This window comes from Crossiella sp. CA198 (genome assembly GCF_052078295.1).
Taxonomy (GTDB): domain Bacteria; phylum Actinomycetota; class Actinomycetes; order Mycobacteriales; family Pseudonocardiaceae; genus Crossiella.
Window position 1 is genome coordinate 93,554 of the sequence record NZ_JBQJIM010000018.1, and the last position, 21,390, is coordinate 114,943.

Here is a 21,390-nt window from a genome sequence, read left to right on the forward strand (position 1 = left end):
ACCAGTTCATTACCTTTCCGGTTCCGCGACACCCGCCGCACGGCTTACACCGTTAGTGGGACGTCATGGACAGGACCGGTTCCCGCTGCGTAGGTTTTGAGACATCCCATCACCCCATCGCACAATTCCGGGGAGCAGGTCCGATGCCGCCACGAGACTGGTGTGTAACCGAGTCAGCGAAAGTGAGCGCGTTGCTGGAAACGCGCGGGGACACCACCGGCGAGGTCCTTTTCGGCGCCGGTTTCGGACCGTCCGGGTTACCGCATATCGGCACGTTGTGCGAGGTAGTGCGCACAAGCTTCGTTCAGCGAACGTTCGCCGAGACCACCGGCAGGCCGACCAGGCTGGTCCTGGTCTCCGATGACGTGGACGCGTTGCGCACAGTCCCGGACGGCTTTCCGAACCGGGAACTGCTGACCCGGCACCTGGGTCTGCCACTGCATCGGGTGCCGGATCCATTCGAACAGGATGAAAGCCTTTCCAGCGGAATCAACGCCCGGTTGCGCCGGGTGCTGGACACCTTCGAGGTCGAGTACGACCTGGTGTGCAGCTCGGCCGCGTATGCATCTGGTAAGTACAATGACACGATCCGGGAGCTACTCACGGACCTGGCCGGGTGCAACGAACTGGTGGGTGCCTCGGTGGGGCCGGTACGCCGGGGTTCGTACAGCATCCTGATGCCGGTTTCGGCTTATACCGGCCGCGTCATCGAACACACCAGGGTCCTTTCGGTGGATCCGGTCGTGGGCTCGCTCACCTACGAGATCCCGGCCGATGTGATCATTCAGCGCCCTGGCCTGGACTACGGCGTCGAGCCGCAGGAGTACTACGCGGGCGAGCCCATCGGCGAGCCGATCACGGTGTCCGCGCTGGGCGGCGCCTGCAAACTCCAGTGGAAGGCCGACTGGGCCATGCGCCTGCTCGCCCGCGGCGTGGCCTATGAGATGCACGGCGAGGACCTGGCCGCCTCGGCCCAGGTGGTCCGCCGGATCTTCGCCCGGCTGCGCCGCGAGCCACCGGTGCTGTTCGGCTACGGCCTGTTCACCGACGAACGCGGCCACAAGATCAGCAAGTCCCGCGGCAACGGCTTCTCGCTGACCGAGGCCCAGGACTACCTCACCCGGGAGGCCCTGCGCCTGCTGCTGTACCGGAAACCGCGGCGGCCCCGGCGGTTCGCCCCGGCACTGGCCGCGCGGATCAACGACGCGGTGCGGCACGAACTCCGGCGCGCGGCCGATCCTGAGCGTGGCGCGGGGGCCCGGGTGCGGCTGCACCGGATCGGTGCGGGGACGGCGGCGTGCGGGCCGGGGTTCGGGAAGCTGGTGCGGGTCCTCGATGCCTGCGCGCCGGTGGATTTCGCGGCGGCGGTGGAGTTCGCGCGGCGGTACTTCGCCGAGGTGGACCACGAGCTGCTGGTGAAGGCGTGGAACTTCCACGATGCCCGCCGCCCACTCGCCCCGGCCCCGGGAACCGCCGACCGCCCGGCCATCGCTCGCCCGGCCAACGCCGCCCCGCCCACCGACCGCCCGCGCGAGGCGACCCCGACCGCACCTCGCCCGCGCGATGCCGCTCCACTCCCCTGGCTGCCGACTCCCGCCCACACCGCCCTGCTCCAGCGCGTCGCCGAGGTCATCGAGCTGGCCCCGCCCGCCGAACTCGCCATCCGCCTCCGGCTGCTGCTCACCGTCTCCCCGCTCGGCAAGCCCGCCGCCTGCCGAACCCTCTACCTGGCCCTGCTCGGCCGGCCGCACGGCCCACGCCTGGCCACCTGGATCCGGATCACCGGACCCAAGCGCACGCTCCGGCTGTTGCGCGAGACCCTCGCCCGCACCGAACAAGGTGGTTCGCCGTGACCGTCACCACTGCCCCAGTGTCCACTGTGGACTTCCCGGAGATCCGGCAGCGCGCCGCCTCCTTCGCCGCCGACCTGCGCGAGCGCACCGAGGAGATCGTGCGCAGCCTGTCCGGCTACCAGTGCGCGAACGTCGCCCTGGACGAGATCGAGCGCTCGGTGGAGTTCCTGGACAACCTGCACCACAACCGCGAGTACTTCCAGGGCCGGATCCAGGGAGTGACCAGTTTCCTGCCGCTCAACCAGCCGCTGTACGCCACCGTGTGCTTCGGCGTGATCCCCTCGCTGCTGGCCGAGGACGCCGCGCTGCGCCCGCCGACGGTGATGCACCCGCACTACCGCGAACTCGCCGACGTCCTGGACCTGCCGCGTTATTTCCCCAACCTGCGAGTGTCCTATCAGGACCGTGAGGTGTTCGTGGCGCAGCGAGCAAGGCGCACCGACGCGGTGGTGTTCACCGGCTCCCCGGACAACGCGGCCAAGGTCCGGCGGCTCTTCCTGAAGCGAACCCTGTTCATCCTCAACGGTTCCGGGCACAACCCCCTCGTGATCACCGAGTCCGCGGACCTGGAACGCGCGGTGGACAGCGCGTTGCGGGTGGTGCTCTACAACCAGGGCCAGGACTGCGCCGGCCCCAACGCGATCCTGGTGCACCGGGACCGGCTGGCCGAGTTCCGGTCAGCGCTGGTGCTCCGGCTGCGCGGTCTGGAGCACCGCGTCGGCCCCTACGCCGATCCGGACAACCTGGTCGGTCCCAACAGCGATCCGGACCACCCGCTCAAGCTGATCCGGATGTTCAAGGAGGACCGGGAGTTCTGCGTGTACGGCGGCGAGGTCAACCCGGTGAGCGGGATGATCCGGCCGACGGTGTTCGAGAAGGATCTCGCGCTGGGCGGCAACTTCCAGGAGTTCTTCGCCCCGGTGTTCTACCTCCAGCCCTACGACTCCGACGCCGGCCTGGCGCGCTACTTCACCGACCACCGCTACCGGCAGAACGCCATGTACATCTCACTGTTCGGCGCCAGCCCGTACGTGGACTCGCTGCTGGACACCCCGCTGCACGAACCGGATTCCATCCTGCGCGACACCGATCTGCACCTGACCGAGAAGGGCTACCTGCCCTACGGCGGCCAGGGCCCGGCCGCCTCCTGCCGGTATGTGGACGGGGAACGGGTGCCGGGCGCGACCTCGCCGCAGCGAGACATCTACCAGCATCTCGTGGCGCCGCGGCTGGCATGCTGAGCCGCCGCTGGGAACCGATCGCCGCGGTCAGCACGGTCGCGGTGGTCGGCCTGGCCACCGGACTGGCGATCCCGTTGGTGTCCCTGCGGTTGGCCGCGGCCGGCGCGTCGGGAACGGTGATCGGCGCGGCCGCCGCGCTGCCCGCGCTGGGCATCCTGTGCGCGGCCCCGCTGACCGGTCCATTGACCCGGCGGTGGCCGGTGAAAACGGTGCTGCTGGGCGCATTGGCGCTCTCCGCGCTGAGTTTGCTGCTGCTCACCACGACCGCGGAGCTGTCCGCCTGGCTGGTGTTGCGGTTCACCGTGGGCGCGGCGGCCGGGATCCTGCTGGCGCTGGGCGAGACCTGGATCAACGAGGTGGCCGCGGACGGTGTGCGCGGGCGCTGGGTCGCGGTGTACACCTCGGTGTTCACCCTCTGCCAGGTCTCCGGGCCGGGATTGCTGGCCTGGCTGGGATCCAGCGGGTCCGGGCCGATCCTGATCACGGTGGCCGCGCACCTGCCCGGGGTGCTGCTGCTCGCGCTGACCCGGTGCGAGGTCGGCGTCGGGCACCAGGAACGGTCGTTCGGGCTGCTGGGCTTCGCCCGCGCGGCGCCGGTGATCGTGCTGGCGGTGCTGATGTTCTCCTTCTTCGACAGCGTGGTGCTCGCGTTGTTCCCGTTGTACGGCATGGCCTACGGGCACCCGGAACAGATCGCGGTGCTGCTGGTCGGCGCGGTCTTCGCCGGGGACGCGCTGCTCCAGGTGCCACTGGGCTGGCTGGCCGATCGGGTGGACCGGGGCAGGCTGCACCTGGCCTGCGGGGTGGTGGTGCTGGCGCTGGCGCTGGGTTTGCCGGTGCTGATGCCGCATCCGGTGCTGCTGTGGCCGGCGCTGGTGCTGCTCGGTGGTGCGGCGGGCGGGGTCTACACCCTCGGGCTGGTGCGGATCGGCGAGGGGTTCCGGGGCGCGGACCTGGTCACCGCGAACGCCTGCGCCACCACGGTCTGGGGCCTCGGCAGCCTGGCCGGACCGCCGCTGGGCGGGCTCGCGGTGGAGCTGCTGCGGCCGGACGGGCTGATGCTGGCGCTGGCCGCGGTGACCGGGTTGTTCCTGCTGTCCGGGCGGATCAGCGTTCCGCGCCACGGGGTTTCACCGCGCTGAGCCCGAACAGCCCGGCCACGGTGAGTGCCAGCAACAGCATGGTGCTCGCCGCGGCCAGGAACACCTCGCCGCGGTCGGTGTGCGCGAAGATGCTCACCGGCAGCGTGCGCCAGTCCGGCGGGTACAGCATGATCGTCGCGCCCACCTCGCCCATGGACAGCGCCAGGCCCAGCCCGGCCGCGCCGGACATCGCGGGCAGCAGCAACGGCAACCGCACCCGCCACAGCACCCGGCCCGGCCGCGCGCCCAGGCTCGCCGCGACCTGGTTCAGCGCCGGATCGGCCCGGTCCAGCGCGGCGGCCACCATGCTGTAGGCGAAGGGCAGCACGATCACCAGGTGCGCGATCAGCACGATCCACCGGGTTCCGTTGAGCAGCAACGGTTGCCTGCTGAACGCGACCAGCAAGGCGAGGCCGACCACCACCGAGGGCACCGCGATCGGCAGGTGCAGCACCAGGTCCACGATCCGGCGCGGGATCCGCGGCAGACTCCGCACCACGACCGCGCCCCAGGTGCCCAGCAGCACCGCGGCCAGCGAGGCCAGTGCCGCGGTCTGCAGGCTCACCACCGCACTGGCCAGTCCGTCGCCGGAGACCGCGGTGGCCAGGTGCCCGGCGGTGTAGCCGTCCGGCAGCACGCTGTTCCAGCTGCTCGCGATCGCGGCCAGCGCGATCATCGCCAGCGGCGCGAGCACGATCACGCCGAAGAGCACGGCGAACAGCAGCCACAGGATGATCCGGCTACGCCTTGTCCAGACCAACACGGTCCGCCCCCGTCCTGCTGAAGACCCAGCGGTACAGCCCGTACAGGGCAAGGGAAAGTGCGACGTTGACCACCGCGACCACGCTGGCCTGCGGGAAGTCGAAGGTGACGATGCCCTTGGTGTAGACCAGCATCGGCAGCGTCACCACGTCCTTGGCGCCGACGAACAACACGATGCCGAACTCGTTCATGGTGAGCAGCAGGGTGAGGCAGGCCCCGGCGGCCAGAGCGGGCCGGGCCTCGGGCAACACCACCCGCCACAGCACTCGCCACGGCCGCGCGCCCAGGCTGGCGGCCACGTCCAGCTGCGCGCCGGAGATCTGCCGGAACGCGGCCAGCGCCGGCCGCAGCACGAACGGGGTGTAGAAGGTGATCTCGGCGAGCAGCACACCCCAGGGCGTGTACAGGAAATCCAGGGTGCCCTGGCCGAGGATCGCGTTGAGCACGCCCGCGCTGCCGTAGAGGAAGGTGAAGGACAGCGCGATCAGGAAGGACGGGAACGCGAGCACCGCGTCCACCAGCCGCGCCGCCAGTCCGGCGCCGGGGAACGGCGCGAAGGCCAGCACCAGCGCCAGGAAGGTGCCCAGCAGCAGGCAGCCCGCGGTGGCGCAGACCGCGAGCAGCACGGTCCGCCACACCGCGCGGCCGAACTCGGCGGAGGCGAACACCTCCGCCCAGGCGTCACCGGTGAAGGACTGCTGGGCCAGCAGCACCAGTGGGTAGAGGAAGAAGCCGAGCACCACCAGCAGCGGCGGCAACAGCCACAGCAACCGTTTCACCCGGCGCCTCCGGCCGGGACCAGCGGGCAGCCGTCGGCCACGGTCACCCCGACCCGCTCACCCAGCGCGGGCAGTCCATCCATTGTGGACACTTCGGCGCGGGCGGGGCCGAGGCCGTCGAGTTCCAGGTCGAGCCGGAACCCGTTGCCGCGCCACTGCACGCCGACCAGTCGGGCGGGCAGGCCACCGGCGGACTCGGCGTGCACCGCGATCCGGTGCGGGCGCACGCCCAGGGTGGCCTCCTGGCCGGCCAGCACCGCGCCGGTGGTCTCCGCGCGCAGGGTCAGCGAACCCAGCCGGACCTCGGCGCCGGCGTCCGCGCCGATGTCGAGCACCCGCACCGGGAGCAGGTTGGCCGAGCCGAGGAAGGAGGCGGTGAACGCCGAGGGCGGCCGCTGGTACAGCTCGCGGGCCGGGCCGATGTCGACCAGCCTGGCATCGCGCATGACCGCGATCCGGTCGGCCAGCGCGAGCGCCTCGCCCTGGTCGTGGGTGACGTGGATGATCGCGGTGTCCGGCAGTTCGGCGCGCAGCCGCAGCAGTTCGGCGATCATGTCCTCGCGCAGTGCGGCGTCCAGCGCGGACAGCGGTTCGTCCAGCAGCAGCACCGGCGGCCGGATGGCCAGCGCGCGGGCGATGGCGATCCGCTGCTGCTGCCCGCCGGAGAGTTCACGCGGATAGCGGTCCCGGAAGCCAGCCATCCCCACGAGATCGAGGACCTCGGTGACCCGGCGTTCGATCTCCTTGCGTCCGGCGCGGCGGGCGCGCAGGCCGAAAGCCACGTTGTCGAAGACCCGCATGTGCGGGAACAGCGCGTAGCTCTGCACCACCACGCCGAGGCCGCGCCGGTGCGGCGGCAGGTCGGTGACGTCCTCGCCGCCGAGGAAGACCCGGCCGCCGCTGGGCCGCAGGAATCCGGCGATGGCCTTGAGCGCGGTGGACTTGCCCGAGCCGGAGGGGCCGAGCAGGGCGAGGGTCTCGCCGACCGCGACCTCCAGGTCGAGTCCGGCCAGCGCCACCGTCCGTCCGAAGTGGACACTCACCTGCTCAAGGCGGACCGCGCTCATCGGCCGACTGCCTTGCCGTAGGCGGCCAGGTCGGCGTCCAGCCGGGTCAGCACCGTGTTCCAGTCCGGCTGCCAGATCTCGACGCCGTCCAGTTCCGCGCTGATCCGGTTGGCCAGCTCGCCCTCGGCCTTGATGTCGGCGCGCCCCGGCGTGCCGAAGCTCTCCGGCGCGGTGCGCTGCACCTCGGCGGAGAACAGGAACTCCAGCAGTTTCTTGCCGGACTCGCTGTGCGGGGCCTGCGCGGCCAGCCCGGCGTGGTACGGGATGGCGAAGGTGGATCGCTTGCCCGCGTGGTCGGCTGGCAGGAAGATCCGCATGTTGGCCTTGTCGTTGTTGATCAGCGCCAGGTTCATCTGCAGGTCGCCGTTGGCCACGTGCAGTTCGCCCTTGGCCACCTTGGGTTGCAGCTTGCCGGTGGAGGAGGACGGGCCGACGTTGTTGGCTTCCAGGCGCTTGAGGTAGTCGAGGGCGCCCTGGTCGCCGAGCACGTGCTGGAGTTGCAGCAGCACCGCGGTGCCGTCCCCGGCCTGGCCGGGGGTGGAGTACTGGAGTTTGCCCTTGAACCGCGGGTCGAGGAGGTCGTCCCAGGTGCGCGGGGCGGGCTTGGCGTGGTCGGGGTTGTAGACCATGACCAGGTAGTTGTTGATCATCGCCGCGTACCGGTTGCCCGGGTCGCGGGCGCCGGCCGGGACCTGGTCCGCGCCCGGGATCCGGTGCTCGGCCAGGAGGTTCTGCTGGGCGGCGCGCTGCACGAACGGCGGCAACGTGACCAGCACGTCGGCCTGGGGGTTGGCGCGTTCCTTCTCCATCCGGGACACGATCCCGCCGGAGCCCTCCTCCACCACGTTGACCGCGATGCCGGTCTTCTTGGTGAATTCGGCGAACCGCTTGGCGTACCAGTCCTTGAGGCCGTCGGCGCTGTAGACGACGACGGTGTCAGTGCCGCTGCCGCCCGCGGTGCCGCCACAGGCGCTACCGACGGCGAGCAGGGTCAGGGTGATGGCGGCGGCCAGCAACCGGCGCATGATGTTCTCCCTCAACGGCTTTATGGCTTGATCAGCAGGTCGGGTAGCTCGCGGACAGACTCAAGCACATGCGTGGCACCGGCGGCGGTGAGTGCCGCGCGGTCGTGCGCGCCGGTGAGCACCCCGGCCACCACGCTCGCACCCGCGCGGAGTCCACTGTGGACGTCTGCGGTGGTGTCGCCGACCACGGCGACCTGGCGGACGTCCTCGATGCCCAGCCGCAGCACGGCGGTGAGCACCAGGTCGGGATACGGCCGTCCGCGCCCGGCCTCGGCGGGGGTGAGGCTGAGGTCGACCAGGCCGGCCCAGCCCAGTCCGGCCAGCAGCCGGTCCCGGGTGGGCGCGGCGAATCCGGTGCCCAGGGCGACCTTGATCCCGTTGTCCCGCAGGCGGGTGATGGCCGCCGCGGCTCCCGGAACAGGGTCGCAGTGCCCGGCGTCGACCAGGTCGGCGTAGGCCTGCTCGAAGGCCTGGTTGGCGGTCTGGGCACGATCCTCGTCGCCGTCGAGCAGCGCGCGAAAGACGGTGATCTTGGATTCGCCCATGGTGCGGCGCACGTAGTCGAGCATGCCGGGGTAGGCGGGCGCGTCCGGTTCGACGCCGACCGCGCCGACCGCGGCGGTGAACGCGCGTTCGACCAGTCCGCCGTCGAGCACGGTGGTGCCCGCCATGTCCAGCACTGCCAAGGTGATCGTCACAGTCCGGCCTCCAGCGCGGTGGTTTCGGCGATCGCGGGCGAGCAGGTCATGCCCCGCCCGCCGGGTCCGGCGATGACCCAGGCCCGGTCGGTGAGCCGGGCCCGGTGCACGATCTCGCCGGTCAGGCTCTGCGCGTACACCCCGGCCCAGCGCCGCCGGATCGGCGGAAGCTGTTGACCCAGCAGGGATTCGGTGACCTCGCGCAGGTACTCATACGGTGCTTCGTCGGTGTCGAAGGGGAACGGTTCCTCGTACCCGTGCGTGTCGCCGATGGTCAGCCCGCCGTCGCGGCGCTGCACGACCAGCAGCTGCATGGCGTGTTCGGCGGCCACCGGCGCCTGGGGCTGGTTGGCGCGCAAGGCTTCCAGCGCGGGTCCGGCGTAGGCCGGGTAGTAGCGCAGGCTGTCCGCGTCGGCCACCGCGGTCGGGAAGTCCGCGCCGAGCGGTTCGGTCTGCATCATCTGCAACCGCACCCGCCGCAACGGCAGTTCCCCGGCCACCTCCCTGGCCAGTCCGCCGAGCTGCGCGCCGGTGCACAGCAGCACCAGATCGGCTTCGTGCCGCTGCCCGTGATCGTCCCGGACCCCGGTGCCGGTCAGCTCGCGCACCTCGCGGCCGGGCAGCCAGGTGTAGCGCCCGGTGGCCTGGAGGTGTTGCCGCAGCGCGGGTTGCGCGGTCCGCGGCTCGACCGCCCCGTCCTTCTCGCACCACAGCGCGGCCAGGAACTCCCCGCGCAGCGCCGGGTTGCGCAGCCGGGCCTGCTCCGGGTCGAGCAGGGTGGTGCCGCGCTGGGCCGCGGCGGCGGAGGCGGCGAACGCCTCGGCCACGGCCAGTTCGGCGTCGGTCCGCAACACGGTGAGCGATCCGGCGGCCCGGAACCCGAGCCCAGGAACCTCGGCGCCCAGCTGCTCCCACAGTTCGCGGGCGCGCAGCGCGGTGGCCAGTTCGGCGCCCTCGGACCGCCCGCTCACCCAGACCAGGCCGAAGTTGCGCACCGAGGCGCCCCTGGCCTCGGGCTCGCGTTCGAGCTGGATGACGTCATGGCCTCGGGAGAGGGCCTGCCAGGCGTGCATGGTCCCCAGCACGCCGCCGCCCACGATCAGTACTCGCACCGGGCACACGGTTGTCGGCGCAACCGAACAGCCCGGGACCATCAGCCCAACCGAGGGTGAACTCCCAGGTAAAGATGAACTAGACCAGTTATCAGTCCGTTATCAAACGCCGCACGGTGTCCCGGAACCGCGCCTCCGGCGACCCGCCCAGCCGCGCCGAGATCAGCACCTCGTCCCCGTCCTGGCGCAGCACCGCCACGACTCCGTCACCCCGCACCCGGCACTCCCGGTCGCCGTACCCCACCTGCCATGAGGCCAGCGCGAACGCGTTGACCAGCGCCCAGAACCCGGCCCGCACCCGGATCTCCACGACGTCCGGGACACCCCACCGCTCACGCGGCAGCCACTCCGGCTCGCCATCCCGCACGAGCAGCACCCTGGCTCGCACCAGCTGCCGGATGAGCCGGTCCGGATCGACCAGCGGCCGCGTCCCGGCGCCCGCGCTCAGCGCGTCGAAGTGATGCCAGCGCAGCTCGCCGAGCAGCCGCTTGGCCTGGTCCTGCACCAGGATGGTCAGGTCTCCCGCGCACATGCAGTAGCAGGGCTCGACGCCCGGCCGCACCGCGAGCACCTCGCCCCACCCGGCCGCCTCGGGGCCGCGGACCAGCAGCAGTCCGCGCTCGTCCGCCTCGCGCCTGACCCGGATCACCCGCGCCTGAGTCCAGTCGATCACACCGGCCAGTATGCGACTTGACCCTCACATCGATGTCAGGATTTACCGTCGCGATCATGACCCGCCACACCGTCCTGCTGGCCCATGGCGTCGGCAGCACCGTCGAGGACAGCTTCGGCCCGATCCTGGACACCCTCTCCCGCGAGCACACCGTCATCGCCCAGGACTACCCCGGCTCCGGCACCACTCCGCCCGAACCGCTCACCCTGGACGGCCTGGCCGACCGCCTGGTCGCCGGGGTCGAGGGCCCGTTCACCGTGCTCGGTTTCTCCACCGGCACCGCGGTGGCCGTGCGCATCGCCACCCGGCACCCGGACCGGGTCAACGGACTGATCCTCACCGCCGGTTTCGGCTACCCCGAGCCGCATCTCCGCCTGGCCATCAACCTCTGGCGGCGGCTGATCGAGTCCGGCGATCAGGCCGCGCTGGCCGAGTACCTGACCCTGATGTGCCACAGCACCGGCTACCTGGCCACCGCCGATGTGCCCGAGCTGGTGGCCGGGTTGACCAAGTGGCTGGCCGAGGACCCGATCCCGGGCGCGATCGCGCAACTGGAGATGGCCCTCGACGTCGACGTCCGGCCCGACCTGCCCGGTATCCGGGTGCCCACGCTGGTGCTCCCGGCCCGCGGCGATGTGCTGTGCACGCCAGGGCATTCCCGGGTGCTCGCCGCGGGCATCCCCGGGGCGCGGCTGGTGGAGCTGGACGGCGGGCACGCGGTGGCCGAGGAGAACGGCGCGGCCTGGGCGGCGGAGGTGCTCGGGTTCCTCAGTGCGGTCTGAGGTGGGTGACGAAGCTGAACCGGTCGCCGCGGAAGAGTGAGCGGACCCGTTCGATCGGGTTGCCGTGCTGATCCAGGGAGATCCGGTGCAGCAGCAGCATGGGCAGGGCCGGGTTGGTGCCGATCAGCAACGCCTCCCGCGGGGTCGCGAGGACCGTCTCGACTCGTTCCTCCGCCTCGGCGAAGATCACGCCCAGCTGCTGTTGCAGGCAGGCGTAGAGCGATTCGGCCGGGTCGAAGACCTCCAGCAGCCCGGGATAACGCTGCTCGGGCAGGTAGGTCGACTCCAGGCCGACCCGCTCGTCGTCGGCCAGCAGCACCCGCTCGATGTGGATCACCGGCGCGCCCAGCTCGACCAGCAGGTCGATGGCCAGGCCGGCGTCGGCGGTGAGCCGTTCCAGGGTGATCAGGTTGCGCCCTGGCCGCACGCCCTGGGCGCGCATGCCCTCGGTGTAGCTGGACAGCGACAGCGGCTGGCTCAGCTTGGGCGGCGCGATGCTGGTGCCGCTGCCGTGCCGCCGTTGCAGTTTTCCTTCTAGCACCAGCTCCCCCACGGCCTGCCGCAGGGTGACCCTGGACACGCCGAACCGTTCCGCCAGCTCGCGTTCGCTCGGCAGCATGGTGCCGGGGCCCAGCTCCTCGATCACCGCGCGCAGTTGGACCTTGACCGCGTAGTAACGAGGGATCCGCCCGTGTTCGGGGATCCCGTCGCGAACCGGTTCCCCGGCGCGGTGGGCAGGCTGGGCAGGTGGCATGTGATCAACCATATGTCCAGTCAGCGAAGTCGGCGCGGTCCACTGTCCGGTCGGGACGGTGGCGGGCCGAGGCAGGCGCGGGCACTGGTCACGAACGCGCCCGCGGCGGAGGCCAGCACCGGTTCCAGGGCAAGCGATCGGACCTCCGGCAGGTCCTCGGCCAGCGCGGCCACCCGGAGCACGATCCCAGCTAGGGCGTCCAGGTCGGCAGGCACGTCGCCGCGGTAGCCGGTGAGCAGCGGGGCCGCCTTGGGCGCGCGGACCAGGCTGTCCGCGTCCACGTCGGTGAGCGGCACGGCCCGGTAGGCGCGGTCGCCGAGCAGGTCACTGACCACTCCGGACAGTCCGAAGGAGACCAGGGTGCCGAAGGACGGGTCGTCCTGCAGGCCGATCACACAGGAGGCGCCCTTGGGGGCCATGGCCTGCACGTAGACCTCGTCGTTGGCGGAGACCTCGCGCAGGTCCTCATACGCCGAGCGCACCGCGTACCGGCCGGGCAGGTCCAGGCGCACGCCGACCAGGTCGCCGCGGTGCCGCAGGCGGGCGCTGGCGGACTTGAGCGCCACCGGGTAACCGATCTCGGTTGCGGCCTCGATCGCGGTGTCCACATCGGACACCACCCGGTAAGGCACGATCCGGATGCCGTAGCAGCCCAGCAGGTCCAGCACCTGCTCGTCGGTGAGCGGCACCTCCTCGGCACTCACCCACTCGTCCACCAGCGCGCGGGCCCGCGCCGGATCGATGTCCGCCGGGCGGGAGAAGTGGCCCTGGGGCGCGGACCGCCACCGCGCGTACCGGACCGCTCTGGACAGGGCGAGCACCGCGCGTTCCGGGCTCGGGTAGGAGGGCAGTGAGCCGGGTCCCGGCGAGCCGTCCGGTCCGGGCACGGCCAGCTCGGCGGGCACGCCTTCCACGGCCAGGAACGTGGACACCACAGGCTTTCGCGCCCCGCAGCCCTCGGAGACCGCCTCCCGCAGCGCTCGCGCGTAGGCGGTGCCCGGCACCGCCACCGGCGGGGCGAACACCGCGACCAGGGCGTCCACATCGTCCCGGCACACCGCCTCGCGGATGGCCTCGGCGAAGACCTCCGGCGCGGCTGACGGGCCGACGTCGATGGGCTCGCAGGCCAGTTCCAGGCCCTGGGCGAGCGCGGAGTCGGCGGCGAGCATGCCCAGTGCCGAGGAGTTGCCGACGATGGCCACCCTCGGTCCGGCGGGCAGCGGCTGGTGGGCGAAGAGCAGTGCGGTGTCGAAGAGCTGGGCCAGGGACTCGACCCGGATCACCCCGGCCTGCTCGAACAACGCCTGCACGGATGCCTCGTCGACCGCCACCGAGGTGAGCGCCAGTCCTGGCCGCACCGCGTGCCGCCCTGACTTGACCGCGATGATCGGTTTGGACCGGCCGAGCCTGCGGGCCAGCCTGCCGAACTTGCGTGGGTTGCCGAAGGATTCCAGGTACAGCAGCACCACATCGGTGGCCGGATCGGTCTCCCAGTACTGGAGCAGGTCGTTGCCGGAGACGTCGGCCCGGTTGCCGGCGGAGACGAAGGTGGACAGCCCCAGTCCGCGGTCGGCGGCGGTGGCCAGGATGGCGCTGCCGAGTGCGCCGGACTGGCAGAAGAAGCCGGTGCGGCCACGGCCGGGCAGGGTGGGCGCGAGGCTGGCGTTGAGCCGCACGGTCGCGTCCATGTTGACCACGCCGAGCGCGTTGGGTCCGACCACCCGCATGCCGTGCGCACGGGCCTCGGTGACCAGCTCGCGCTGCCGGGTGGCGCCCTCGGCGCCGGTCTCGGCGAACCCGGAGCTGACCACGACCAGGGCTTTGACCCCCTTGGCCAGACAGGCGTCCATCACCTCGCCGACCTTGGCTGCGGGCACCGCGACCACCGCGAGGTCCACGTCGTCGGGGATGTCGAGCACCGTGGGGTAGGCGCGCACGCCGCGCACCGAGCGGTGCTCGGCGTTGACCGGGTAGACCGGTCCGGCGAAGTCGGCGACCAGGAGGTTGCTGAGCACGGCGTGCCCGACCTTGGCGTGGTCGGTGGAGGCGCCGATCACCGCGACCGAACGCGGGTGCAGCAGGTTGTGCACGCTGCGTGCCTCGGCGGCCTGTTCCCTGGAGTGCGCCACCGCGAGTGATTCGGTGGTGGCGTCGATGGCGAATTCCAGGTGCAGCACGCCTTCGTCGAAGGCCCGGCTCACCGCGTACCCGGCCTCCCGGAACACCCGGACCATCTGCCGGTTCTCCGCGAGCACCTCGGCCACGAACCGCCGCACCCCGACCTCGCGGCCGGCCGCGGTGAGGTGTTCGAGCAGGATCGAGCCCAGGCCGCGGCCCTGGTGCGGGTCCTCCACCACGAAGGCGACCTCGGCCACCTCGCCGTCGGGCGACTGGGCGGTGACCGGGGACTTGATCAGCGCGGCCTTGCCGGTGCCACTGAGCCGGTCGAACCGGCCCACCGCCAGGATGTCGTCGCCCAGCAGCGCGACCAGGGCCACCCGGTGCTGGTGGTCGACGGTGGTGAACCGTTTCAGGTCGCGGTCCGGGATGCGCGGGTACGGGCCGAAGTAACGCAGGTAGCGGGTGCGCTCGGACAGCCTGCCGTGGAAGGCGCGCAGGCGTTCGGCGTCGTCGGGGGTGATCGGCCGCAGGTGCACCGTGCCGCCGTCGGAGAGCACGACGTCGGCTTCCCAGTGGCGCGGGTAGTCGTACGGATCCGGCTCGGGCTCGCTCATCGGTCCCTCAGTCGCGTGGATCATCGGGGTCGAGGCCGTGCAAGGGGAACACCGCTCGGCGGGTGTCCCGGATAGCGGAATCCACCGCGTCCCCTGAGCCGATGCTCGACCCCGCTAGCGGGTCTTCGGTGGAGTTGTCCCATGGCACGTAGGAAGGGTCGCACTCATCGGTCATGGTCGTCGGCAGCGGCACGTGTGGCGCGAGTCGCGCCGTGTGCGCGATCCAGTCCGCGGGCAGGCTGGTGTCGGGGTCCAGGTCGCGGTCGAGCACGGTGGCCAGCAGGTGCGTCCACGATCGGGGGACCACTCGCATCAGCGCGTAGCCTCCGCCGCCGAGCACCAGCCATTTGCCGTCCGCGTAGGTCTCGGCCAGCTCGCGGAGCGCCTGGTAGGTGGCCCGGTGCCCGTCCACCGACAGCGACAGGTCGGCCAGGGGGTCCTCGCGGTGGGTGTCGGCGCCGCACTGGGTGACCAGCACCTGCGGCCGGAACGCCTTGAGCAGCGAGGGCACCGTGGCGTGGAAAGCGCGCAGCCAGCCAGCGTCGGTGGCCCTCGGCGGTAGCGCGATGTTGACCGAGGTGCCCTCGGCGTCCCCGACGCCCAGCTCCCGGGCGTAGCCGGTGCCCGGCCACAGCGTCAGCGGGTGCTGGTGCAGCGAGATGGTGAGCACCCGGGGGTCGTCGTAGAAGGCCGCCTGCACGCCGTCGCCGTGGTGCACGTCCACGTCGAGGTAGGCGACCCGCTCCACGCCCTGGGCGAGCAGGTCGGCGATGGCCACCGAACAGTCGTTGTAGACGCAGAATCCGGCCGCGTGCCCGGCCATCGCGTGGTGCAGGCCGCCTGCCAGGTTGACCGCGCGGTCCGCCCTGCCCTCCCCGATGGCACGGGCCGCGACCAGCGAACCGCCCGCGACCAGCGCCGATGCCTCGTGCATGTGCTCGAACACCGGGTTGTCCGGGGTGCCCAGGCCGTGGCCGACGTCCCAGGCCGAGGTCGGCGCGGCCTGCACCGCGGCCAGGTAGCTCGGCTCGTGCACCCGTTCCAGCTCGGCCTCGGTGGCGGGCACCGGCAGGTGCAGTGGCACCCCGTCCAGGACGCCCAGCGACCGGGCCAGCCGCACGGTCAGGTCGAGCCGGACCGGGTTGAGCGGATGGTCCCCGCCGAGGTCGTAGCTCAGAAACGACTCGTCCCACACGACTGCGACCCGGTCACCCATGAGGTGAAACCTACCTCGAACTCAGCCGGACAAGCCCTGGATCGGGGCCAGCCCGAGCTGGATCAGGATGCTCAGCATGTCGGTGTAGACCCGCTCGCAGACCAGGTGGGCGCCCTCGAAGACGAAGAACGCGGTGGCCCGCACGGTGAACTCGCGGCCGGTGGCCGGGATGCCGCGCAACGGGCCCTGGTGGGTGCCCTTGAGTAAGAACTCCACGATCACCGCGTCGTCGGCGTGGTGCAGCGCGAGCAGCTCGTTGCGCTGGTCAGGGAACGCGGTCCGGCTCTCGTCGAAATACCTGCTCACGGCCTCGGCGCCGTCGTAGACGTCCCCGGTGGCGACGATCTCGTAGCGCGGGTGCTCGAAGGTGCCCAGGGTGACGTCGAACTCGTGCCGATTCTCCGACTCCATGTGCTCCCGCACGATCGACTCACGGGTGGCGCGCAGCTCCGAGTTCACCGACACCTTGGCACTCCTTGCTCGTTCTGGGTGTTTACGCGCCCATGGTGCCCCGGCACGATCGTGCATCGTGGCTATTCCTCGGATTTCCGCCCCGGATCGAGAGCTTGCCAACCACTACCGCGCGCTCGGCGGGTGGCGGGACACGACCGTGTTGTCCGATCTACGCCGGGCGGTGGCGGATTTTCCGGCGCGCCACGCGATAGTCGCGCAGGTCGCCGGGCAGGCGGAACCGGTGCGCCTGACCTATCGCGAGCTGCACCGCCAAGTGTTCCGGTTCGCCGACGCGTTGCGGGCGCGGGGTGTCGGGCCTGGTGCGGTGGTGTCCTACCAGCTGCCCAACCGGTGGGAGAACGCCGCGCTGACCCTGGCCTGCGCCGTGGTCGGCGCCATCGCCGCGCCGATCATGGCCAGCATGGGGCCGAGGGAACGGGCCAAATTCCAGCAGTGGACCGGCGCGCGCACCTGCGTGCTGGCCGAGGACCTGCCCTATTTCCTCGACGGCGACTGGACCGGTGCGGACGACGGATCAGCGGATGATCCGGACCGGGTGTTCCTGGTGCTGTTCACCTCGGGCACCACCGGCGAGCCCAAGGGCGTGCTGCACAGCCACAACACCCTGCACGCCAACCTGGCCGGCTTCGCCGCCGAGGAGGACCTGGGTGATCCGGTGATCACGGTGACCCCGCATTCGCTGTCCCGGATCGCCGGACTGGGTTTCGGCGTGCTGCTACCGCTGCTGCGCGGCGGCACCGCGCTCTACCAGGACGAGTGGGATCCGGCCGGACTGAACCGGCTGATCTCGGCCAAGGGCGCCACCGTGCTGGCCGCCGCGCCGCCGTTCCTCACCGCGCTGCTGGCCGCGCACCGGGCCGAGCCGCTGCCGCTGTCCTGGCGGTGTGTGCTGGCCGGTGGCATGCCGATCCCCCGCCAGCTGCCCGGTGAGGTGGCCGAGCAGTACGGGCTGCCGCTGCGCGCGCTGTGGGCGATGACCGAGGGCGGTTTCAGCTGGACCAGGGCCGACGACCCGGCCGATGCCGCCACCTACAGCGACGGCCGGTTCGGGCCGCACCTGGAGTTCGAGCTGGCGCCGGGCGCGAGCGCGGAGGAGTCCCGGCTGTTCATCCGCGGCGCGGCGGCGGCGCTGGCCACCCTGGACACCGGTTCCGGCGCGGTCCGGGTGCTGGCCGAGCACGGCTGGTACGACACCGGCGATCTGGCCCGAGCCGACGGGCACGGCGGGATCCGGGTCACCGGGCGCGGGGTGGACCGGATCGGCGGCATCTCGATGATCCTGGTCAAGGAGGTCGAGGACGAGCTGGCCGGGCATCCGGCGGTGGACCAGGTGGCGCTGGTCGGCTATTCCGACCGGTTCCAGGGCGAGCTGGCCTGCGCGGTGGTGGTGCCCGCCGGTCCACCACCGACGCTGAGCCAGTTGCGCGCCTACCTCACCGAACGCGGCATGACCGAGTGGTACCAGCCGCATCGGCTGGAGCTGGTGGCCGAGCTGCCGCGCAACGAGATGGGCAAGGTGCGCAAGAACCTGCTACGCCAGCGGATCGCCGCCGCGGACCAGACCTTCCACCCTGGCATGTAGCCAGTCCACAGTGGACTCGTGCTCGGGTTTCATCAGCACGCTGCGCAGGATCCGCGCCTGTGCGGCGTCCTCGGTGAGCCGGTGCCCGCGCTGGCGCAGCGCCTCGGGAGTGACGGTGTAGGTGGCCAGGAACACCGGGTCGGTCTGGCTGGTCATGCCCCGGTCCATCGTCCCCGCACTGACACTGTCCACTTCGGACAGTGTTGGCCTGGTGGGGAAATAGCTGACGATGTCCAGTTCGGGGCGCTGGTACAGGGTCAGCTCCGCCGAGTCCTCGATCAGCTCGGTCCAGCGTTGCGCGGCCCGGCGTCCGGCGGCCACCACCTCGCCGAGTCCGTTCCTGGTCAGCGGCAGCACCTTCAGCGTCAGCCACAACGCGGCCGCGGCGGCGCCGGCCCGGCTGCATTCCAGGGAGATCTCCCCCAGGTGCAGTTCGCCGGAGGTGAAGTAGGTGTAGGGCGAGTCGTGCCGGTAGAAGCGGCCGACCGCGGGATCGGCGAAGAGCACCGCGCCGCAGCCGTAGGGCTGCAGGCCGTGCTTGTGCGGGTCGACCACCACCGAATCGCAGCGCGCGATGGCCCGGAACGGTGCGGCCGGGATGCCGAACTCCCCCGCGACCAGGGAGAAGAACCCGCCGTATGCCGCGTCCACGTGGATCCGGACGCCGTAGGTGTCCTTGAGCGCGAGGGCTTCGTGGATCGGGTCCAGCGCGCCGAGTCCGGTGGTGCCCGGGGTGAGCACCACGGTGCCGACGTCCCCGCGCCGCAGCCGCGTTTCCAGGGCGTCCAGGTCGATCCGCCCGCCGGCGTCGGACGGCACCGCCTCACCGCTGATGCCGAGCACCTGGCACATCCGGCTGTGCGTGTAGTGCGCGTCCGCGCTGTAGAGCACCACCTTGCCAGGGTGGGTCTCCCTGGCCACGAACAGCGCCTCCAGGTTGGCGATGGTGCCGCTGCTGGTGAGGTGGCCCAGGTGGGTGCCATAGCCGAACATCCCGGCCAGCTGGGCGATCACCTCCTTCTCCAGCTCCGCGGTGGCCCGGCCGCCGTCCAGGGCGTGGTTGTTCGGGTTGATCTGCATCGCGGCCAGGTAGCCGACGATGGCCGCCGGGTGCGGTGGCTTGAGCATCTGGCCGGCGTAGCGCGGGTGGAAGAACGGGTAGTTGTCCCGCAGCCGCTCCCCCAGCTCGCCGAGCGCCTCGCCGAAGCGGGTCTCGTCCACCTGCAGCGCCGGATGCGGGGTGAAGTCGCCGAACCCCTTGGCCCAGGACTCGTGCTGGTCAACGGCGGCGCTCAGCCAGTGCCGGAGATTCACCGTCAGCTCCTCACAGGTGGTAGGCGTACTCGCGGAACTCCCAGTCGGTGACATAGCGGGCGAACTCGGCCACCTCGAACCGCTTGACCGCGGCGAAGGCCTCGACCAGCCCCGGGCCGAGCACCTCGGTGAGCGCGGTGTCGGCGACCAGGGCGTCCACCGCGGCGCCCAGATCACCCGGCAACGCGCCCGCCTTCGCCGGGTCGTAGCCGTAGCCGATCAGCGGGTCACCCGGCCGCAGTTTCCCGGCGATGCCCAGGTGGGCGGCGGCCAGCACCGCGGCCGCGCCCAGGTATGGGTTGGCCGCGGCATCACCCAGCCGCACCTCCAGCCGGGCCCCGCCGCCGCGTTCCGGCGGGATCCGCACCAGCGCGCAGCGGTTGTCCAGGCCCCAGTCCACCAGGAACGGGGCCAGGGTGTCCGGCTGCAACCGGCGGTAGGCGTTGATCGTGGGCGCCAGCAGCGCGGTCAGCGCGGGCGCGTGCGCCAGGATCCCGGCCACCGCGGACAGGGCCAGCCCGGAGAGTCCGTGCGGGCCGTCCGGATCGTCGAACAGGTTCACCCCCGCACCGTCCGTTATGGACAGGTGCAGGTGGAAGCCGGAGCCGCCGTCGTCGTTGAACGGCTTGCCCATGAACGTCGCGTGCAGCCCCTGGGTGGCGGCCAGCTCGCGCACGCCGAGCTTGAAGCCGAAGCAGGCGTCACTGGCGGCGAGCGCGCCGGTGTGGCCAAGGTTGATCTCGAACTGGCCGGAGCCGAACTCGTGGTTGCCGCCGACGATGTCCAGGCCCAGCCCGCTCAGCCCGCGCAGGAAGTGCGGCAGCAGTCCGCGCGGATCGCCCTTGAGGCCGGTGGTGTAGACGTTGCCCAGCCCGGGCCCGTACCGGCGGACCGCGCCATCGGCCTCCTCCAGCAGGAAGAACTCCAGCTCAGGGCCGAGCACCGGGCTGAGCCCGTCGGCCGCGAAGTGCGCCAGCACCCGGCGCAGGGCCGCCCGCGGATCCTCCACCGCGGGCGACCCGCCCGGCTCGGACACCTCGGCCACGCACCAGGCCAGTCCGTCGGCCCAGGGCAACCGGGTCACCGTGTCCAGGATCGGCCGGGCCACCACATCGGGCAGTCCGGCCGCCAGCGCGGTGGGCGCGGGGATGTTCTCGCCGCGCGCGCTGGTGTAGTAGACGCCCCGGCAGAAGGACAGTCCGCGCTCGGCCACCTCGGGCAGCAGCCGGACCGGGATCTCCTTGCCGCGCGGGATGCCCAGCAGGTCGGGGAAGAGCACCCGGATCAGGTCGACGCCGCCCGCGGCCAGCGCCGACGCGACCGCCGCGGCCCGCTCACCCGCACTTTCGGCCATACCCGACCCTCCGGAAAGTTGTTTGGATCCGAACAATAAGTCGGCGGCGCACGGCACACAAGGGTCAATCGTTTGGCACCAAATGAACTTTGGTGCCCATTTGCATGCGCATGCACCGACCGACTGAGCGGTCTGGTCCACTATTAAGGAAGCAAACGATTTGGGCACGCCTGACACGTTCACTCGGTCGGCGCGCCCGGTTACCCGCACAATGATCGCGTGAGGACACAGCGCACCGTCCAGGAGACCGAGCACGCGGTCCGGGAGCGGCTCGGCGACCTGCCGCTGGACTTCGAGGCGATGGCCGCGGTCGCCAACATCCACCGGGCCGCGGTCGCGGTGCGCAATCACATGGAAAGCGTCATCCTGCGCCCGGCCGGGCTGACCTGGACCGGGTTCGTGGTGCTCTGGGTGGTCTGGATCTGGGGCGATATGGAGACCAGGCACGTCGCCGCGGAGGCCGGGATCACCAAGGGCACGCTCACCGGGGTGGTCAAGACCCTGGAGCAGAGCGGCCTGGTCGAACGGCGCGAGCACGCCGCGGACGGCCGCCTGGTGGTGCTGCACCTGACCACCAAGGGCAAGCGGTTGATGCGCAAGCTGTTCCCGGCCTTCAACGCCGAGGAGTCCTTCGTGGTCGACGAGCTGTCCAGCTCGCGCCGCCAGCAGCTGGCCACCACCCTGCGCGGGTTGATCGGACACCTCGAACGCGAGGGCGAACCGCGCCGGGCCGCCCTGCGTGAACAGGGCTGATCGGCCCAATCATCATGCCCGGCAGGCGGTTGACCCGCCTGCGGCCGCGACCTAACTTGTTTGGAACCGAACAA

19 protein-coding genes are annotated in these 21,390 nt (G+C 71.4%); 6 read left to right on the top strand and 13 right to left on the bottom strand.

What is annotated here, in order from left to right:
• Positions 1–143 precede the first annotated feature (143 nt).
• The 3 genes from ACTOWY_RS28780 to ACTOWY_RS28790 are packed head-to-tail and all read left to right on the top strand — an operon-like array spanning position 144 to position 4,236.
• The gene (locus tag ACTOWY_RS28780; RefSeq protein WP_441312737.1) at positions 144–1,853 is read left to right on the top strand and encodes a hypothetical protein; all 1,710 of its coding nucleotides are present in this window, start codon (positions 144–146) and stop codon (positions 1,851–1,853) included.
• Positions 1,850–3,094 carry an aldehyde dehydrogenase family protein gene (locus ACTOWY_RS28785; RefSeq protein WP_441312738.1) on the top strand — a complete coding sequence of 415 codons (1,245 nt, stop codon included), beginning with the start codon at positions 1,850–1,852 and terminating at the stop codon, positions 3,092–3,094. The genes ACTOWY_RS28780 and ACTOWY_RS28785 overlap by 4 nt, the downstream gene beginning before the upstream one ends.
• A complete protein-coding gene (locus ACTOWY_RS28790) occupies positions 3,088–4,236 on the top strand; it encodes an MFS transporter (RefSeq protein WP_441312739.1) in 1,149 nt (382 codons plus the stop codon). Before ACTOWY_RS28785 ends, ACTOWY_RS28790 begins: the two co-directional genes overlap by 7 nt.
• Here ACTOWY_RS28790 and ACTOWY_RS28795 read toward each other — a convergent pair.
• The 7 genes from ACTOWY_RS28795 to ACTOWY_RS28825 all read right to left on the bottom strand — a co-directional run bounded on the left by ACTOWY_RS28795 (position 4,202) and on the right by ACTOWY_RS28825 (position 10,352).
• Positions 4,202–4,999: an ABC transporter permease gene (locus ACTOWY_RS28795; RefSeq protein ID WP_441312740.1), complete on the bottom strand. Its 798-nt coding sequence runs from the start codon at positions 4,997–4,999 to the stop codon at positions 4,202–4,204. The genes ACTOWY_RS28790 and ACTOWY_RS28795 overlap by 35 nt on opposite strands.
• Positions 4,977–5,777, bottom strand: coding sequence for a 2-aminoethylphosphonate ABC transporter permease subunit (locus ACTOWY_RS28800; protein ID WP_441312741.1), 801 nt, complete (start codon positions 5,775–5,777; stop codon positions 4,977–4,979). Before ACTOWY_RS28800 ends, ACTOWY_RS28795 begins: the two co-directional genes overlap by 23 nt.
• Positions 5,774–6,844, bottom strand: coding sequence for an ABC transporter ATP-binding protein (locus tag ACTOWY_RS28805; protein WP_441312742.1), 1,071 nt, complete (start codon positions 6,842–6,844; stop codon positions 5,774–5,776). The genes ACTOWY_RS28800 and ACTOWY_RS28805 overlap by 4 nt, the downstream gene beginning before the upstream one ends.
• Positions 6,841–7,869: a 2-aminoethylphosphonate ABC transporter substrate-binding protein gene (locus ACTOWY_RS28810; RefSeq protein ID WP_441312743.1), complete on the bottom strand. Its 1,029-nt coding sequence runs from the start codon at positions 7,867–7,869 to the stop codon at positions 6,841–6,843. The genes ACTOWY_RS28805 and ACTOWY_RS28810 overlap by 4 nt, the downstream gene beginning before the upstream one ends.
• A 20-nt stretch (positions 7,870–7,889) precedes the next feature.
• The gene (locus ACTOWY_RS28815; protein WP_441312744.1) at positions 7,890–8,567 is read right to left on the bottom strand and encodes a phosphonatase-like hydrolase; all 678 of its coding nucleotides are present in this window, start codon (positions 8,565–8,567) and stop codon (positions 7,890–7,892) included.
• Entirely contained in the window at positions 8,564–9,679 is a 1,116-nt protein-coding gene (locus ACTOWY_RS28820) for a TIGR03364 family FAD-dependent oxidoreductase (protein WP_441312745.1), read from the bottom strand. Before ACTOWY_RS28820 ends, ACTOWY_RS28815 begins: the two co-directional genes overlap by 4 nt.
• 91 nt (positions 9,680–9,770) lie before the next feature.
• A complete protein-coding gene (locus tag ACTOWY_RS28825; protein WP_441312746.1) occupies positions 9,771–10,352 on the bottom strand; it encodes a hypothetical protein in 582 nt (193 codons plus the stop codon).
• 56 nt (positions 10,353–10,408) lie between these two features.
• On the opposite strand from ACTOWY_RS28825, the gene ACTOWY_RS28830 reads away from it, so the two are divergent.
• The gene (locus tag ACTOWY_RS28830; RefSeq protein ID WP_441312747.1) at positions 10,409–11,134 is read left to right on the top strand and encodes an alpha/beta fold hydrolase; all 726 of its coding nucleotides are present in this window, start codon (positions 10,409–10,411) and stop codon (positions 11,132–11,134) included.
• Here the strand turns inward: ACTOWY_RS28830 and ACTOWY_RS28835 are convergent.
• From ACTOWY_RS28835 to ACTOWY_RS28850, 4 genes are read right to left on the bottom strand one after another with little or no spacing between them, the layout of a single operon-like run.
• Positions 11,121–11,888, bottom strand: a complete 768-nt coding sequence (locus ACTOWY_RS28835) for a GntR family transcriptional regulator (protein WP_441312748.1) — start codon at positions 11,886–11,888, stop codon at positions 11,121–11,123. The two genes, ACTOWY_RS28830 and ACTOWY_RS28835, sit on opposite strands and share 14 nt — an antisense overlap.
• A 20-nt stretch (positions 11,889–11,908) precedes the next feature.
• Positions 11,909–14,623, bottom strand: a complete 2,715-nt coding sequence (locus tag ACTOWY_RS28840) for a bifunctional acetate--CoA ligase family protein/GNAT family N-acetyltransferase (RefSeq protein WP_441312749.1) — start codon at positions 14,621–14,623, stop codon at positions 11,909–11,911.
• 7 nt (positions 14,624–14,630) lie between these two features.
• Positions 14,631–15,839 (bottom strand): acetoin utilization protein AcuC, encoded by a 1,209-nt coding sequence (locus ACTOWY_RS28845; RefSeq protein ID WP_441312750.1) that lies wholly within the window; start codon positions 15,837–15,839, stop codon positions 14,631–14,633.
• Between the two features lie 21 nt (positions 15,840–15,860).
• On the bottom strand, positions 15,861–16,304 hold the full coding sequence (locus ACTOWY_RS28850; protein ID WP_441312751.1) for an ester cyclase: 444 nt from the start codon (positions 16,302–16,304) through the stop codon (positions 15,861–15,863).
• A gap of 64 nt (positions 16,305–16,368) precedes the next feature.
• Here ACTOWY_RS28850 and ACTOWY_RS28855 point away from each other — a divergent pair, with 64 nt between their 5' ends.
• Positions 16,369–17,895 (top strand): AMP-binding protein, encoded by a 1,527-nt coding sequence (locus ACTOWY_RS28855; protein ID WP_441312752.1) that lies wholly within the window; start codon positions 16,369–16,371, stop codon positions 17,893–17,895.
• Here the strand turns inward: ACTOWY_RS28855 and ACTOWY_RS28860 are convergent.
• Complete coding sequence (locus ACTOWY_RS28860) at positions 17,845–19,209, bottom strand: pyridoxal phosphate-dependent decarboxylase family protein (RefSeq protein ID WP_441312753.1); 1,365 nt, start codon at positions 19,207–19,209, stop codon at positions 17,845–17,847. The two genes, ACTOWY_RS28855 and ACTOWY_RS28860, sit on opposite strands and share 51 nt — an antisense overlap.
• 10 nt (positions 19,210–19,219) lie before the next feature.
• Positions 19,220–20,563, bottom strand: coding sequence for a glutamine synthetase family protein (locus ACTOWY_RS28865; protein WP_441312754.1), 1,344 nt, complete (start codon positions 20,561–20,563; stop codon positions 19,220–19,222).
• A 219-nt stretch (positions 20,564–20,782) separates the two neighbouring features.
• Here ACTOWY_RS28865 and ACTOWY_RS28870 point away from each other — a divergent pair, with 219 nt between their 5' ends.
• A complete protein-coding gene (locus ACTOWY_RS28870) occupies positions 20,783–21,316 on the top strand; it encodes a MarR family winged helix-turn-helix transcriptional regulator (RefSeq protein ID WP_247758657.1) in 534 nt (177 codons plus the stop codon).
• The last annotated feature ends 74 nt before the right edge of the window (positions 21,317–21,390 follow it).